Here is a 15,495-nt window from a genome sequence, read left to right on the forward strand (position 1 = left end):
ATCTTAAATAACTAACTATTTTTATAATTAATATCATCATTTATAACTAATTTTAAAAAACGAGTAAACTGATAATACAATTGTAAAGATACATTATTCTTTAAGATTAGCTAAAGTTTTTGCAATATCTTCAGAGGCAAATAAGCCACGCAGTTTTGACCATTCATCTCTATTTACGAAATGAACAGTATTATTTTTTACAGCATCAAGTTGGTCCCATTGATTACTGTTTTGTAATTTGTTTAAATCTTCATCATTATTTTCATCAATCATTATAATTAATCTTTCTGGATTAACCTCAGCAAGCTGTTCATATGACATTTCTAAATAATTTGATTCTCTGTATGCAGGTAGTTTATCCGCAATGTTTTCACTAAGTGCATTATTGAAACCTAATTTACTTAGAAGTTCACCTACATACGTTTTGTTAGAATGTGCAGTTATACCTTGTTCAGAAACTACAGCCGCCAATGTTTCTTTGTTTTTATCTATATCAATTTGCTTGTTGAAATCATTGATTAATTCATTGTGTTTGTCTAAGCGTTCTTTAGCCTCTTTAGATTTATTAACTGCTGTACCAATACGTTGGAATATTTCTAAAGTTTCTTGATAGCCAGCATCAAAACTTCTAAATAAAATAGTAGGTGCAATCTCACTTAATTCATTATATATATCTTGATGACGATCAACATCTCCAATGATAAGTTGCGGAGAGGCAGAACGAATTGATTCAAAATCTGGATCAATACGAGTGCCAACAGATCTATATTTACCAACTGCTTCTTTAATTGGTGATATTAAATTTGAGCTATCATTATCATCAGCAATGCCTTTAACATCTATATTTAAAGCAACGAATGCATCAACAAAAGAAAATTCTAAAGCTACTGCTGAATGAATATCTTCTGGTAAATCAGTCGTTCCTAAATCATGTTTAAATTCAAAAGTCATTGTATTACCTCCTAATAGATAGTACAGTATTAATATTCCACTTAACTGTTATACAAAACGTAATAGAAATCTATATTTTCAAATGCCAACAATGATTATAAACGAATGTTTTATATTTTAGAAAACCCACACAATATTGGTGGATTCATATACGGACAGCATCATGTTTATTTGAAAATAGAAGTAAAACCATTATGTAAACTTACAAATTAAATAATTAAGATGTGAGTGCATTGCCGGTTCATAGTGTAAATATATTCGTTTCACATGGAACAATTTTATTAACATTAGATTAATCAATAATTAATTAGAATTTTCTAAAATTTATTGACTATACATGAGTGGAATGCTAGGATTAATACAACTCAAATACATAGAATTGACTCTTATTTAGAGAGGTGGAGGGATGTGCCCGATGAAACCCGGCAACCATCGTTAAACGAAATGGTGCTAATTCACAGAAAGTAATCTTGATTACTTTCAAAGATAAGAGAAGGTGGATACTTTCTCTTTATTACAATAAGAGAAAGTATTTTTTTACATAATGAGTGAATTTTATTTTCAGACAAGGTTAAGGAGAGATGTTATGAAAAAGTTGATTAGTTTAACAATTTTAGTATGTTTTGCTGCAATACTCGTAGCTTGTGGTTCGTCCAAAGATAAAGAAAATAAAAAAATAACGATTGCTACATCACCAGCACCTCATGGCGAAGTTCTAAAACATGCGAAAGATGAAATGAAGAAAAAGGGGTATGATTTAGAAATTAAAGTTGTTAATGACTACAAAGTACCTAATAAACTTTTAGACAAAGGTGATGTTGATGCAAACTTCTTTCAACATGTACCTTATTTAAAGGCTGAAAGAGATGACCATAATTATAATATTGAGGAAGTAGGAAAAGTATTTACGACACCAATGGGCGTATACAGTAAAAAATATAAAGACATCAAAGACATTCCTAAAGGCTCTACAATCTACGTTTCCAATAATCCAGCTGAAGAAGGGCGTTTCTTATCATTTTTCGTAGATAAAGGATTAATAAAAATTAAAAAAGGTGTCAAAATTGAAGATGCCAAATTTGAAGATATCGTGGAAAATAAAAAGAATCTCAAATTTAACAATAAGCAGGGTGCAGAATTTTTACCTAAAACATATAAAAGTAAAGAAGGCGCAGCTGTCATCATGAATTCTAATTATGCGATAGATAATGGTTTGACGCCACACAAAGATGCTATTGCAATAGAAGGTAAATCATCACCATTTGCTAACATTATTGCAGTTCAAAAAGGCCATAAAGATGATGAAAAGTATCAAACTCTATTAAAAGTTTTACAATCTGAAGATATGAAAAAGTTCATAAAAAAAGAATATAATGAAGATGTTATACCGTATGAAAAATAAAAACATTAATTTATGATATAGATTTTAACAAACAGAGGAGGTATGGTTACACATGTCTAAGTTAGGAATTGTCGGACTTGGTAGAGTGGGCAGCCAAGTATTGACAGACGTTCAATATTTGAATTTATTTTCAGAAATTGTATTAATTGATAGCAAAGAAGAAATTGCAAGCGGTGAGGCGCTTGATCATAATCATTCGCAAGGACTGTTTAATACAAGTCATGTGCGAATTAAAGCTGGCGCATATCAAGATTTAGCTGATGCAGATTTTATAGTAATTGCCGCAAGTATACAAACGGATAAAAACGATGGTGATCGTACACTATTGGCACAAGATAATCATGATATTATAAAAAATGTTATGAAACAAATTGCTGAAGTAACGCAAGAAGCTATTATTATTTTAATTTCTAACCCAGTGGATTCGATGGTATATTTTGCTAATCAAGTCAATTATCCAACTCATAAAATCATTGGAACGGGTACAGCATTGGAAAGCTCAAGGTTCAAAACCATTATCGCTCAGCATTACCAAATTGATCCTAAAAATGTTGAAGCTTTTGTTATTGGTGAACATGGTCAGTATGCAGTGCCTGTATGGAGCAAAGTGCGCATTCATGGTATGGAACTATCAGAGTATGAAGCTTTAAGTCAATCACCAGTAATTGATAAAGCACATATTACATCAATTATCAATGAAGTATCAATGGATGTTTTTTATCAAAAAGGGTGGACCAATGCAGCGATTTCCAGGGTGACTACTACATTGATACAAGCGATTGCTTTGAATCAACGCACAATTATGCCACTAACATCAATCAGTCAGGAATATAGGCTAGATGACGGGGCGTATAGTTTGCCGACATTAATTGATCAGCATGGTATTGTACAAAGATATCCTATCACATTGGACGAACAAGAAGAACAGCAGCTCGTTGAAGCATATCAATATATCAGACAAACAATTCATATAGCACAAAAATAAGCTCATTTAATATAGAGTGAGAAACATAAGTATCACATAGCATAAAAAATGGCGATTTCTAGATTTTATATAGAAATTGCCACTTTTTTATTTTGTACTCATATTTTTGTTTCATCATTATGTCAGAAGTATCATAGTGTGACTGCTTGCTTTAATATGAAGGTATGGCTACAATGTATTTAAATATTAATACTGAATTTAATAAAAAATTAAACGATTAGAAAGCGCGGTGCAATCATGTTGATAAGACATGCTAAACTCATTAGGTTATTGTTGAACAACAGTAATCATTACCTAAGCGCAGATGAAATAGCTAATTATTTAAGTGTTTCCAATAGAACAGTGAGAAATGATATACAATACATTAATGGTGAAATTATAAATCGCTTGATTACAAGTGTTAAAGGGAAAGGATATAAACTCAATCATAACCATTATGATGAGACAGAATTAGAGACATTGATACATTCGTATTTAACAAAAGAAAATGAAAAGTTAATGAAAATTGGATATGAATTATTAATGTATCAGAAACCCACTACCATTGATCAAATAGAATCAGCATTTATGGTAACGAAAGCAGAAGCTAATGATTATATAAATAGAATAAAGGCTTGGTGTGCATCATTTGATATTAACGTTGAGGTCATTAAGAAAAAAGGTGTTACCATAACTGGTAATGAAATGAATATAAGGAATGCGATATTACATTTAAATCAATTGTCTAATAATGAAAAGACGGTAGAGGGTTTGATACTTAATGAAATACCTCAAGCGCACATCAAAACCATATGTCATATTATTAAAAACAGATTAGCGCAACATTATATTTTTACTTCTAATATGCGTATTCAACAATTACTCATTCATTTAGTCATTATTATAAAAAGGGAAAAGGTAAGTGAAGATTCATGGGTGATAAATGAAGAGGCTGAAGAAATAGCGATGCAGTGTATAGAAGATATCAACCATAAATTAGCTTATGGATTATCGAAAGATACAGCTAAGTTATTTTCTTTTTTCATTAGTTATTACTTTAATAAATATGATTTGGGTATAGAAACCTTTTTTGTTGAAAGCTATGTAGCGCGCATGATTCATCAAATGGAAAAAATAGTTGGTATCAATTTTACCCAAGACAATATTTTACGTGAAAACATTCAAGTACATTTTAGCAGAGCGTATTTGCGTATCGCTAAAAATGTATATATCAATAATCCATTAACGGATGAGATCAAAAAATACTATCCTTTTGTTTTTAATGCATTGTATGAAACTGTAAAATACTTGGCTAAAGATTCAAATTTAAGCTTAGTAGAAGATGAAATTGCTTTTTTAGCATTACATTTTCAATCATCTATTGATCGTAATAAAAAAGACGAAGTTAACATTGTGATAACCTGTTATTATGGTTTAGGAATATCTAGTTTGTTGGAAGTGAAAATTGCGAATCTAGATAGTCATATAAATATTGTTGATACTTTAAAATTAGAGAGACTGTCTCATTACAATTTTTCAAATATTGATATGTTGATTACCACGCATCCCATTGACACTGCTGACTTACCAAATACATTACACGTGATAGAGGTATCCCCTTTGCTTTCGGATAATGATATAAATCAAATTAAATCATTTATCAATAATAAAAGAAACCCTGTGTTGAAACAGGATGAAATATCTGCAATTCAATTTGATGTTCAAACGATGACAGATGAGGAAACTGCAACCCATGTTTTTGAAAACGCACAGTCAATGCTGATGAAACAACATGCTATTACGGAAAGTTATATGAAGAGTGCATTGGAACGTGAAAAATTTGCTTCAACATATATAGGGAATGGTATTAGTATGCCACATGGTGATCCTGCGAAAGTGTTGCGTTCACATGTTATTATATTTAAATGCCCTCATGGCTTACTATGGAAACAAAATAAAGTTAAATTAGTGTTCTTTTTAGCCATCGCAAATTCTGATACCTCAGCAATGAAGAAAATCATACATGTGATAGCTGGATTAAACGAGTATGATGTCGATCAACTTATGACTATGGATGTACAACATCTAAAACAGTATATGATTAAACTCATCAAAACATAATTGCCGTTATCAACGGCAATTATGTTTTTTTATCAATGTTAGAAAGCGTTTACAATTGAATGTGAGGAGGATGAAATGATGAAAATATTAGCGATTACATCGTGCCCAAATGGTATAGCGCATACATATATGGCACAAGAAAAGTTAGAACAGGCTGCTCAAGAAATGGGCGTCAATATAAAAGTAGAAACTCAAGGTGGTGTAGGGGCAGAAAATGTTTTAACATCAAAAGAAATTAAGGAAGCGGATGGCATTATCATTGCAGCCGATAGGCAAGTAGATTTGTCACGTTTTGATGGGAAATTAATTATAAATGAAAGTGTTCGTGAAGGCATTCATAAACCAAAAGAATTAATTCAACGTATCATTGATAAAGACGGACATATTCATCATGATCGTAATGGGGATACAAATCAAAAAGATGATGATCAAGAGCAAAAAAGTGGGATGCAAATGGTCTATCAACATTTAATGAATGGTGTATCATTTATGGTACCTTTCATTGTAGTTGGTGGATTATTGATGGCCATTGCTCTAACATTAGGTGGTGAGGCTTCATCAAAAGGTTTAGTTATACCAGATGATTCTTTTTGGAAATCAATTGAAAATATTGGTTCTCTAGCATTTAGTTTTATGGTTCCAATATTGGCTGGGTATATTGCAGTGAGTATTGCAGATAAACCTGGTTTGGTACCTGGTATGATCGGAGGCGCAATCGCAGCTGACGGTAGCTTTTATGGTAGTGATGCAGGCGCTGGGTTTTTAGGTGGTATTGTTGCAGGATTTATCGCAGGTTATATTGCAAAATGGATAAAAAATATTAAAGTACCTAAAGCGATGGCACCTATTATGCCAATCATTATTATTCCAATCATCTCTTCATTGATTGTAGGATTAATTTTTATCTTCTTGATTGGCGCACCAATTGCGAGTATTTTTGAAGGTTTAACAACTTGGTTAAAGAGTATGCAAGGGACAAATATTATTATTTTAGCATTAATAGTTGGCGCTATGATTGCTTTTGATATGGGTGGCCCAGTAAACAAAGTAGCATTTTTATTTGGTTCAGCATTAATCGCGGAGGGTAACTATGCTGTTATGGGAATGGTTGCAGTTGCAGTATGTACACCTCCTATTGGTTTAGGATTGGCTACATTTATCAATAAACGTAAGTTTAATAAAGGTGAAATCGAAATGGGCAAAGCATCATTTACCATGGGATTGTTCGGTATTACGGAAGGTGCTATACCATTTGCTGCACAAGATCCGTTTAGAATTATACCATCTAATATGATTGGTGCGATGGTAGCTGCCGTTATTGCTGCAATTGGTGGTGTAGGTGACAGAGTTGCACACGGAGGCCCAATAGTTGCAGTGCTAGGCGGAATTGATCAAATATTGTGTTTTTTTATTGCAGTAATCATTGGTAGTATCGTTACAATGAGTGTGGTTTTAATTTTAAGAAGACAAACGCCATCACTTGCAGTTGATACGAATAATATTGAAATGGGTATGGATCAATCAGAAAATGAGATAGAAACAGAAAAAAATAGTGTTTCAACGATGGATAATCAAGCATTAGAAGAACAAAGTGTATTTAGTGAACAAGTCATTCATATTTCAAAACAAACTTTATCTAGAGATGAAGCAATAGACCAGTTAATAGAAAATTTAAATGAACAAGGGTATATTACAGATCAATCACAATTAAAATCTGATGTCTTAAAGAGAGAGATGGAATCAACGACAGCGATTGGAATGAACGTAGCCATTCCTCATGCAAAATCGGATGCGGTTAAAGCACCTATCGTAGCAGTCATGAATAATAAGCACGGCGTGAAATGGGAAAGTTTAGATGGAACGTTACCTCAATTGATATTCTTAATTACTGTACCAAGTGATAGCAGTGACACACATCTCAAATTATTACAAAGATTATCAAGAACATTGATGGATGATGAAACTAGACAAAATTTAATAAATGCAACAAATAGTAAGCAGATTTATAATATATTAAAAGATATTTAAATGGAGGTATCATGCAATGCCATTATTTTTAAAACCTGTATTTCAAGAACGGATATGGGGTGGAACAGCTCTAAAAACATTTAATTATGATATTCCAAGTGATTATACAGGAGAATGTTGGGCGATTTCGGCGCATCCAAATGGTACAAATACAATAGAAAATGGAAGGCATCAAGGTAAAACTTTAGAAGAAGTGTGGAATGAGGATAAAGCACTTTTTGGTGTTTCAGGTGATGTTAAATTTCCATTGCTAACTAAAATTTTAGATGCAAAAGATAAATTATCAGTACAAGTCCATCCAGATAATGACTATGCCCAAAAGTATGAGGGTGAATACGGTAAAACAGAGTGTTGGTATATATTAGACGCACAAGAAGATGCTGAAATTATTTACGGTGTAAACGCTGAAAATCAAGATGAACTGAATGATATGATAGATCAACAACAATTTGATAAGTTATTTCATAAAGTTAAAGTGAAGGCGGGAGATTTTTTCTATGTGCCTGCTGGTACAGTACATGCTATCGGAGAAGGTATTTTAATATTAGAAACACAACAATCTTCCGATACAACATACAGAATCTATGATTATGAGCGCACTGACAACAAAGGTAACCAACGTGAACTACATTTAGCGCAAAGTAAAGCTGTGATTAATCTTGCTGCGACTTCGCCCAATACAACACCCAAACACGAGGTGAGACAAGGGCAAACATATACGCAATTTGTTTCAAATGATTTCTTCACGGTCGAACGCTGGATGATCAATGGTGCATTAAATTATGAAAAACCAAGCGCATATTGTCTTGTATCCATAGTTGAGGGTAATGGTAATGTAGAAACGAATAATGAAGTTTATAAAATAGAAAAAGGAATACATTTTATATTAACGACAGAAGATAAAAACATAGCATTTAACGGTGATATGACAATGATTATAAGTTATGTATAATGTTTAAGAGGTGAGGGCATGGATTTGCGTTAAGGCAGATTCATTTAACCTACACCTCTTTTTATCCAAAATTGAAGTAATAATATGAGTGATGAGGTGTATGGATATGCTTAAAATTTGCGCAGATATAGGTGGCACGAAAACCATTGTAGGGGTTATAGACCAAGACTTATCAGTGATTGACAGTCAAAAATTCGAGACGGATGTGGATCACCCAGAAGTAGAATTTACAAAAATTATTAATATAGCAAATGAATTCAGCAAAAAATATAATAATGTAGCGCAAAGTACGTTGAATATCGCGATGCCGGGACCTTGTGATTATACTGAAGGATTGTTTTTGAATCCGCCTAATTTACAGAAATATGTAGGTTTTAATGCTGGTGATTTTATAAAGGCGCAAAGTGCATTTCAACCACATTTTGTAAATGATACTGATGCAGCGATATTAGCGGAATATCAATATTTAAATTCAGATTTAGAAGATGTCATATACTTAACAATTAGCACAGGTATTGGTATGGCATATATAAGAAATGGTCAACTCGTTACTGGCATTGATGGTAATTTTGGAGAAATTGGTCATACTATCATAAAAAATAATAGCGATTATCAATGTCCGGTGTGTCACCAATTTGGATGTGTTGAAAATGAACTGTCAGGTTTAGCGATCAGTCGTAAAGCGAGTGATATTTTACAAAGAGCGGTGAGTACTAGAGAAGCAATCGACATCTACATGAATAATGAAAATGAAAATATCAGTCGTATGATGAATGAAGTAGTGTTACTAACCCAACAACTATGTACGAATTTGTTTAATATCTTTAATATATATCATATTATTCTTGGTGGTGGTGTTACACAAAGTGCATTACCATATAAAGCAAACATTGAAGCGTATGCGCAAAAGCATCATTTGATTCAAAACAAACCATTTCATATTAAAGTAAGTAATTTGGCAGAAAATGTGCTTACTGGTCTTTATTATGTAAATGAACAATAAAAACAGTTTGCACATTCATAAAGATAGCGAGAACCTGAAATGATTTAATGGAAATTTCAGATGCTCGCTATTTTTTGATGTCTAAAATGCTTAAGTTGATTTATAGTCTGTTGCGCTTAATTAAAATATATTTTCGTATGTTTAATGTTTTAGATAGTTGATCAGAAAGTAGTAATCCTAATGCAATTGAACCTGCAATTAAAATTGCTCGTATAAAGGTATTGGTTGCATCAGTGAAATTTAAAGTCACCAATTGCTGTGTCGCTCTAAAAGCAATACTTCCTGGGACAAGTGGAATGATACCAGGAATCATAAAAAGTACAACGGGCGCTTTAAAAATACGACTCATAATATGGGCAAGCAAACCTAATGTTAAACTGCCGAGCAAGCTAGAATATATACTATCCATTTCGAAGGATTGTTCTAAAATGTAGCTGACAAAATAGCCCATTGAGCCAGCAAATCCAGCTGGAAAAAATAATTTTTTAGGGGCATCGTATATCACATTAAAAAAGTATGATGCGCTAAAGCTACATAAAAAAGTAAATAAAATTGTCATTATGTGACCTCCTAAAAAATTAAGTAAGCAATCGCAATACCTGAACCAATTGCGAAGGCAATGACGAGTGCTTCTAAAAATTTTGCTGTAAACATTAACATGTGTCTACTAAATAAATCTTGTATCGCAGTCGTTATTAGTACACCAGGTACAATTGGCATAACGGAGGCAATCATAGCTGGTCCGAAAGATTGATTGACTTGAAACAGTTCTGAACCAAATATAACAGTCGTACCCAAGATAAATGAACCTACAAATTCAGGTATAAACATGGTGAGTGATTTACTTTGCATATACTCAACGATTAAAAATCCTATAGCACCAGCAATAATTGTAGTAATTGCATCAGACCAAGTACCGCCTTGTAAGTATAAAAAACTTAACGATATAATACCTGCCGCAATCACTTTTTTCCATAGTGGAATACTTAAATTGGATCTATCAATATTTTTCAGCGCTTCAAAAGCTTCTTCTATAGAAAGTTGATTGCCTGTAAGTTTACGGGAAATATTATTGACTTGAAATATTTTAAGTAAATTAGTGCTGTTTTTATCAATACGCAAAATTCGAGTATCGTGTTCTTCACTTAATGAAAAATTGATAAATACATTAATGACATATCCTTGGCTATTATAATAACCCATACAAATGGCGATTCGTCTCATTGTATCTTCAACACGAGAAACCTCAGCGCCAGATGACAATAAAATTTTACCAGCAAGTAATATCACATTCATCGTAACTTTATCTTTGTAGTTATCCAAAAGCGTACCTCCGACTTGATAAATAATTATCATTATTATCCCAATATTATTATGTAATTTCAAAAAGAATTTACTAAAGTAAAAAGCATAAACAATATGCATTGCTGACGTTAGCCTTCGGGTTGTCTGCGGTAACATTGCGAGGTGTCTAAAGTAATGATTAGACGTTATCGTTTCAGCAAAATGAAATTTAAAGGTTTTAAAAAGTTAAATCAATAAAATTTAAGTATAAAAACATGTCTTATTTTTATCGATGCGACGTCTACATAGACAATTAGATATTATATTGCTGATAAAAGTTAATTGTTTCAACCTTTAACATTTAATTAGCAATTAAAGTCCCACTTCTCAAATGAATTGAGTCAGTGGGACTTAATGTAAGCTTGTTCGCTCAAGTTTTAGCCATTCTATTGGAGAGCGCCATAATCATTTTGAATGAATTAGATTTTTTAAAGGCATGCAGATATCTTTATAATATTTGTAATCCTTGTTCAAGATCTGAAATAATATCGTCAATATTTTCAGTACCAATTGATAATCTTACTAATTCTGGTAAGACACCAGATGATTTTTGTTCTTCAGGTGAAAGTTGTAAATGAGTCGTACTAGCTGGATGAATAACTAATGATTTTGAATCGCCTACATTTGCTAAATGTGAAAATAAATTTAAAGATTCAACAAATTTGGCAATATCTTCAACTGAGCCATCCACACCAAAGGTTAAAATTGCGCCCTGGCCATTAGGTAAATATTTTTTAGCAAGATTATGATAGTCATTACTTTCTAAGCCAGGGTAATTCACCCAAGAAACTTTAGGGTGTTCTTCTAGAAACTGTGCGACTTTAAGTGCATTTTCTGAATGACGTTCTAAACGAAGATGTAACGTTTCTAAGCCAATTAGAAATTCATGTACATTAAATGGTGAAACAGCAGAACCAAGATCACGTAATAATTGTACGCGTGCTTTTGTAATATAAGCAGCTTCGCCTACATCATTTGCATATGAAACACCATGATAACTTGGATCTGGTTCGACTAAACCAGGGAATTTTCCATTATCCCAATTGAATTTACCACTATCGACGATGATGCCACCAATGGAAGTGCCATGGCCTCCTATAAATTTTGTGGCTGAGTGTATCACAATATCAGCGCCATACTCAAATGGACGTAATAAATACGGAGTTGGGAAAGTGTTATCAACAATTAAAGGTATCTCGTGGTCATGCGCAATATGAGCAACTTTTTCAATATCTAAGACGTCTATTCTAGGATTACCAATTGTTTCGGCATAAACTGCTTTGGTTTTATCTGTTAAGGCTGCTTTGAAATTTTCGGGATTACTTGGATCCACAAAGTGTACTTTAATGCCTAGTTTTTTGAAAGTGACATTAAATAAGTTGTAGGTACCACCATAAAGATTTGAAGATGCTACAATTTCATCGCCGCTTTCAACAATATTTAATAAGGCTAAGTGAATTGCAGCTTGTCCAGAAGATGTGGCTAGTGCACCGACACCACCTTCAAGTGCAGCAATGCGTTCTTCAAAAACGTTTTGTGTAGGATTCATAATTCTGGTGTAAATGTTTCCGGGTTCTTCTAATGAAAAAAGTTTTCTTGCGTGTTCTGTATCATCGAACACGTAACTTGAGGTCTGATAAATCGGTACTGCTCGTGATTTTGAGAATGCGTCTACCTCTTGACCCGCATGAATCGATAAAGTATCTAAATGCCAATGATTTTGAGACATACATTGTCCCTCCTATATATTTGAATTTTCTGATAATTATTACTATACAAGAGCATTTTTTTATTTTCAAGTATCCTTACTAAGAAAGTAAGGATTAATTTTATGTTTATAACAATAATATGTCCCCACGAATATTAATATGTAACAATATTCATGGGGAACTTTATAGGCCAAGTCTGTGCATTCGATTAGGATCATTATTTCCTAGGCAATTTTATATATTAGTAATGTTGATCATGCGCATATTGATCGTGTGTATCATCCATATTTTCATGATTTAAAACTTCGGCGTTTTGCTGTTGTAGCTGACTGTAATCTCCTTCTGGTAATTTGCTCTCGAGAGCTTCAACTTTAGGATAAATAAGTAGGGGAATAAAACCAATTAAACCGTATATCATAAATGTAAACATAAAATTAAACGTATCTATAAATAATCCTGCAAAAGTAGATCCAATCACTTGTCCAATAGCCAACATTAAGAAGGGTATGCCTATACCTAAAGAGGCATTTTTAACAAATATTTTAATTCCCCAAACTAAAAGTACGCCAGTTAAGAATATATAACTCATACCAAATAGTGCAGCAGATACAAAGGGAATAATCCAAATTTTGGGTGTGAAAGCAAGGGCGATTGTTGCGATGGCAAGTGCTATAACACCTAAATTAAATGCATAACGAAGTCCGCGTTTATCAATAATTGCACCTGATATGCCACCTATCATGCCGAATAATCCTATCAAAATCCAGAAGAGTGAAAGTGCAATATCAGAATAATTACCAGTATTTTGAACAAATGATTTGGAAAATGTCCAAAAGGTTGCAGTAGATACACCTAATAATATAGAAGCAGTCGTGATACGTGTACTAGCTGAAATATCACGAATGTTAAATGAACCTGTATGAATTTTAATATTTTGCTTTAATGATGGAATGATGAGATAGTTCCAAAGTAAAACGATAAGTGCCAATATCGCATAGATAAAATAAGTTTGTCGCCAATCTATAAAAGTGAACATGGCTGTTATACCCGTAAACATAAGGCCAATACTTGTGCCAGAATTAATCCAAGTATTTGCTTTTCCTTGTTCATGCACTTTAATCCATAAAGAAATGGTGTAGCCATATGGAGGTGAGATGAGTCCAGTACTCGCACCGGCAAAGATGACACCGATAGATAAAACGATTGCGCTTGTTGAAATGCCTATCCCTAATAAACCTATTAGTACAGAGATTCCTGCTAATATAATCATACGTTTAGGTCCAATTTTATCAGTTTGTAATGTTGAAAAGATAATTGTAAAACAATAGGATAAATAAAATAATGAGGAAATAATCCCTGATTGTGATGCAGATAAATGTAAATCAGTGGTTACTTCAGGTAAAAACAAACCAAAACTAAAACGTCCTAAACCATAGGTTGTTGCTATCATAGCTATACCAGGAAATACAAGTTTAGAAAATTTCACTATAAATTTCTCCTTTAGTAGATAGATTGTTCATTCTATTTTAATTTTAAAAAAATACGAGATGAGTATATAAAGTAAGATACTCATGCTCGTTTAAGAATTAAATTTCTTTGTGTGCTTCGTTAAGTAGTAAATCAGCCATAGTTATGGCGTGCGATGTAGCTTTTTTTGAACCTAGTAATGCTGTCATTGAGGTTGTTCCTTCAAGTAATAGTGTGAATTGAATTGCCAAATCCAATCCATTGACGATACCAGCATTATTTGCCAATTGCTCTAAGTAATTTAACAACTTTTGTTTATGTCCTCTAGCAATATTTTCAATTTCGTTATCTGTATTCGCATAATCTTCGATAGCCCTCATAAACATATCACCCTTATAAGAATGATCATTAAGCCACTGACAATGTGCTTTGACTGCAGAAATAAAAGGTTGGTGTGGTTGTTTTTCAACATAAGTGTCTAAATAATGCCAATATCTAGATTCACGTTGTTTTAACACCGCCTCAACTAAATTGTCTTTAGATGCAAAATGATTATATAAAGTCATTGTAGCTACATTGGCTTCTTGTATAATTTGCTTTAAGCCGATACCACGAAACCCATATTCATAAAATAACCTTTCAGCAGTTGATAATATATCTTGTCGCTTTTGTGACAATCGTCTCACACTTTCTTCTAAGTAGAATGACCGTTCTATTTAAAGTTAACAGCTAAATAGCAAAATGTCAAAGTAATATCAACATATTATGATTTTGACATTTTATATTTAGAAGTGTAATATAACAACAAAGTGAGTGTATACTCACTATTTGTGAAGTGGGGTGTAGAAATGATTGAAGTGAATAATTTAAGTAAATCTTTTAGTAATAAACAAGTATTAGAAGATATAAATGTTGCTTTTGAAAAAGGTGAAATCGTTGGATTAATTGGTCCGTCTGGAACTGGAAAAACAACGCTAATCCAATGCATGTTAGGAATGGAACGTATTGATGTAGGTTGGGTAACGATAAATGGAGTTGAAATGCCCAATAGAAAAATTTTAGGTGACATTGGATATATGGCTCAAAGTGATGCACTTTACACAGATTTGACGGGGAGAGAAAACCTAGAATTTTTTGGAAGTATATATATAAAAAAAAGAAAAGACATCAAAAAACGCGTGGAAATTTGTAGTGATATGGTAAAACTTCAAGAAGCATTAGATAAAAAGGTATCTACCTATTCTGGCGGCATGAAACGTAGGTTGTCTTTAGCTATTAGTTTTCTACAAGATCCACAAATATTGATACTAGATGAACCAACTGTTGGAATTGATCCTAAACTTAGACAAGCGGTATGGAGGGATTTGGATGCAGCCAAAAAAGAAGGGAAAAGTATTCTAGTCACAACTCACGTATTAGATGAAGCAACACGTTGTGACAGACTATTACTTATGAATCATGGTGAAATTATTGCAATAGGATCACCACAAGATATTAAAACGCAATATCAAGCTGAATCAATTGAAGATGTGTTTTTGAAAATGGAGGACTAAA

Annotated in this window: 13 protein-coding genes and 1 riboswitch; of the genes, 7 read left to right on the forward strand and 6 right to left on the reverse strand. The window is 32.8% G+C overall.

The window, feature by feature from the left end:
- Nucleotides 1-93 precede the first annotated feature (93 nt).
- Complete coding sequence (locus tag CD150_RS08440; protein ID WP_073344420.1) at nt 94-951, reverse strand: ABC transporter substrate-binding protein; 858 nt, start codon at nt 949-951, stop codon at nt 94-96.
- 383 nt (nt 952-1,334) lie between these two features.
- Nucleotides 1,335-1,444, forward strand: a riboswitch (SAM riboswitch).
- A gap of 93 nt (nt 1,445-1,537) precedes the next feature.
- On the opposite strand from CD150_RS08440, the gene CD150_RS08445 reads away from it, so the two are divergent.
- The 6 genes from CD150_RS08445 (at nt 1,538) to CD150_RS08470 (ending at nt 9,421) form a co-directional block, all read left to right on the forward strand.
- Nucleotides 1,538-2,353 (forward strand): MetQ/NlpA family ABC transporter substrate-binding protein, encoded by an 816-nt coding sequence (locus CD150_RS08445; RefSeq protein WP_064209198.1) that lies wholly within the window; start codon nt 1,538-1,540, stop codon nt 2,351-2,353.
- Between the two features lie 52 nt (nt 2,354-2,405).
- A complete protein-coding gene (locus tag CD150_RS08450; RefSeq protein WP_073344409.1) occupies nt 2,406-3,338 on the forward strand; it encodes a lactate/malate family dehydrogenase in 933 nt (310 codons plus the stop codon).
- Between the two features lie 237 nt (nt 3,339-3,575).
- A complete protein-coding gene (locus tag CD150_RS08455; protein ID WP_073344407.1) occupies nt 3,576-5,438 on the forward strand; it encodes a BglG family transcription antiterminator in 1,863 nt (620 codons plus the stop codon).
- 78 nt (nt 5,439-5,516) lie between these two features.
- Nucleotides 5,517-7,466 (forward strand): PTS fructose transporter subunit IIABC, encoded by a 1,950-nt coding sequence (locus CD150_RS08460; RefSeq protein ID WP_073344404.1) that lies wholly within the window; start codon nt 5,517-5,519, stop codon nt 7,464-7,466.
- A gap of 16 nt (nt 7,467-7,482) precedes the next feature.
- Complete coding sequence (gene manA, locus CD150_RS08465) at nt 7,483-8,418, forward strand: mannose-6-phosphate isomerase, class I (protein ID WP_073344401.1); 936 nt, start codon at nt 7,483-7,485, stop codon at nt 8,416-8,418.
- A gap of 106 nt (nt 8,419-8,524) precedes the next feature.
- A complete protein-coding gene (locus CD150_RS08470) occupies nt 8,525-9,421 on the forward strand; it encodes an ROK family protein (RefSeq protein ID WP_103161491.1) in 897 nt (298 codons plus the stop codon).
- A 100-nt stretch (nt 9,422-9,521) separates the two neighbouring features.
- On the opposite strand, the gene CD150_RS08475 is transcribed toward CD150_RS08470, so the two are convergent.
- The 5 genes from CD150_RS08475 to CD150_RS08495 form a co-directional block, all read right to left on the reverse strand.
- Nucleotides 9,522-9,980, reverse strand: a complete 459-nt coding sequence (locus tag CD150_RS08475; RefSeq protein WP_046206676.1) for a threonine/serine exporter family protein — start codon at nt 9,978-9,980, stop codon at nt 9,522-9,524.
- A gap of 11 nt (nt 9,981-9,991) precedes the next feature.
- Complete coding sequence (locus CD150_RS08480) at nt 9,992-10,744, reverse strand: threonine/serine exporter family protein (RefSeq protein WP_073344397.1); 753 nt, start codon at nt 10,742-10,744, stop codon at nt 9,992-9,994.
- A gap of 469 nt (nt 10,745-11,213) precedes the next feature.
- Complete coding sequence (locus CD150_RS08485; protein ID WP_073344394.1) at nt 11,214-12,494, reverse strand: homocysteine synthase; 1,281 nt, start codon at nt 12,492-12,494, stop codon at nt 11,214-11,216.
- A gap of 221 nt (nt 12,495-12,715) precedes the next feature.
- The gene (locus CD150_RS08490; RefSeq protein ID WP_073344391.1) at nt 12,716-13,960 is read right to left on the reverse strand and encodes an MFS transporter; all 1,245 of its coding nucleotides are present in this window, start codon (nt 13,958-13,960) and stop codon (nt 12,716-12,718) included.
- 100 nt (nt 13,961-14,060) lie between these two features.
- Entirely contained in the window at nt 14,061-14,618 is a 558-nt protein-coding gene (locus CD150_RS08495; protein WP_073344388.1) for a TetR/AcrR family transcriptional regulator, read from the reverse strand.
- A gap of 171 nt (nt 14,619-14,789) precedes the next feature.
- On the opposite strand from CD150_RS08495, the gene CD150_RS08500 reads away from it, so the two are divergent.
- Nucleotides 14,790-15,494, forward strand: coding sequence for an ABC transporter ATP-binding protein (locus CD150_RS08500; RefSeq protein WP_046206681.1), 705 nt, complete (start codon nt 14,790-14,792; stop codon nt 15,492-15,494).
- The last annotated feature ends 1 nt before the right edge of the window (nt 15,495 follow it).

The organism is Staphylococcus ureilyticus, assembly GCF_002902235.1.
Classification (GTDB): domain Bacteria; phylum Bacillota; class Bacilli; order Staphylococcales; family Staphylococcaceae; genus Staphylococcus; species Staphylococcus ureilyticus.

What these genes read in the sequence shown, in the direction of transcription:
- CD150_RS08485 (WP_073344394.1), bottom strand. Translation starts at nt 12,494, where the DNA reads ATGTCTCAAAATCATTGGCATTTAGATACTTTATCGATTCATGCGGGT.
- manA (WP_073344401.1), top strand. Translation starts at nt 7,483, where the DNA reads ATGCCATTATTTTTAAAACCTGTATTTCAAGAACGGATATGGGGTGGA.
- CD150_RS08445 (WP_064209198.1), top strand. Translation starts at nt 1,538, where the DNA reads ATGAAAAAGTTGATTAGTTTAACAATTTTAGTATGTTTTGCTGCAATA.
- CD150_RS08470 (WP_103161491.1), top strand. Translation starts at nt 8,525, where the DNA reads ATGCTTAAAATTTGCGCAGATATAGGTGGCACGAAAACCATTGTAGGG.
- CD150_RS08440 (WP_073344420.1), bottom strand. Translation starts at nt 951, where the DNA reads ATGACTTTTGAATTTAAACATGATTTAGGAACGACTGATTTACCAGAA.
- CD150_RS08455 (WP_073344407.1), top strand. Translation starts at nt 3,576, where the DNA reads ATGTTGATAAGACATGCTAAACTCATTAGGTTATTGTTGAACAACAGT.
- CD150_RS08475 (WP_046206676.1), bottom strand. Translation starts at nt 9,980, where the DNA reads ATGACAATTTTATTTACTTTTTTATGTAGCTTTAGCGCATCATACTTT.
- CD150_RS08500 (WP_046206681.1), top strand. Translation starts at nt 14,790, where the DNA reads ATGATTGAAGTGAATAATTTAAGTAAATCTTTTAGTAATAAACAAGTA.
- CD150_RS08460 (WP_073344404.1), top strand. Translation starts at nt 5,517, where the DNA reads ATGAAAATATTAGCGATTACATCGTGCCCAAATGGTATAGCGCATACA.
- CD150_RS08450 (WP_073344409.1), top strand. Translation starts at nt 2,406, where the DNA reads ATGTCTAAGTTAGGAATTGTCGGACTTGGTAGAGTGGGCAGCCAAGTA.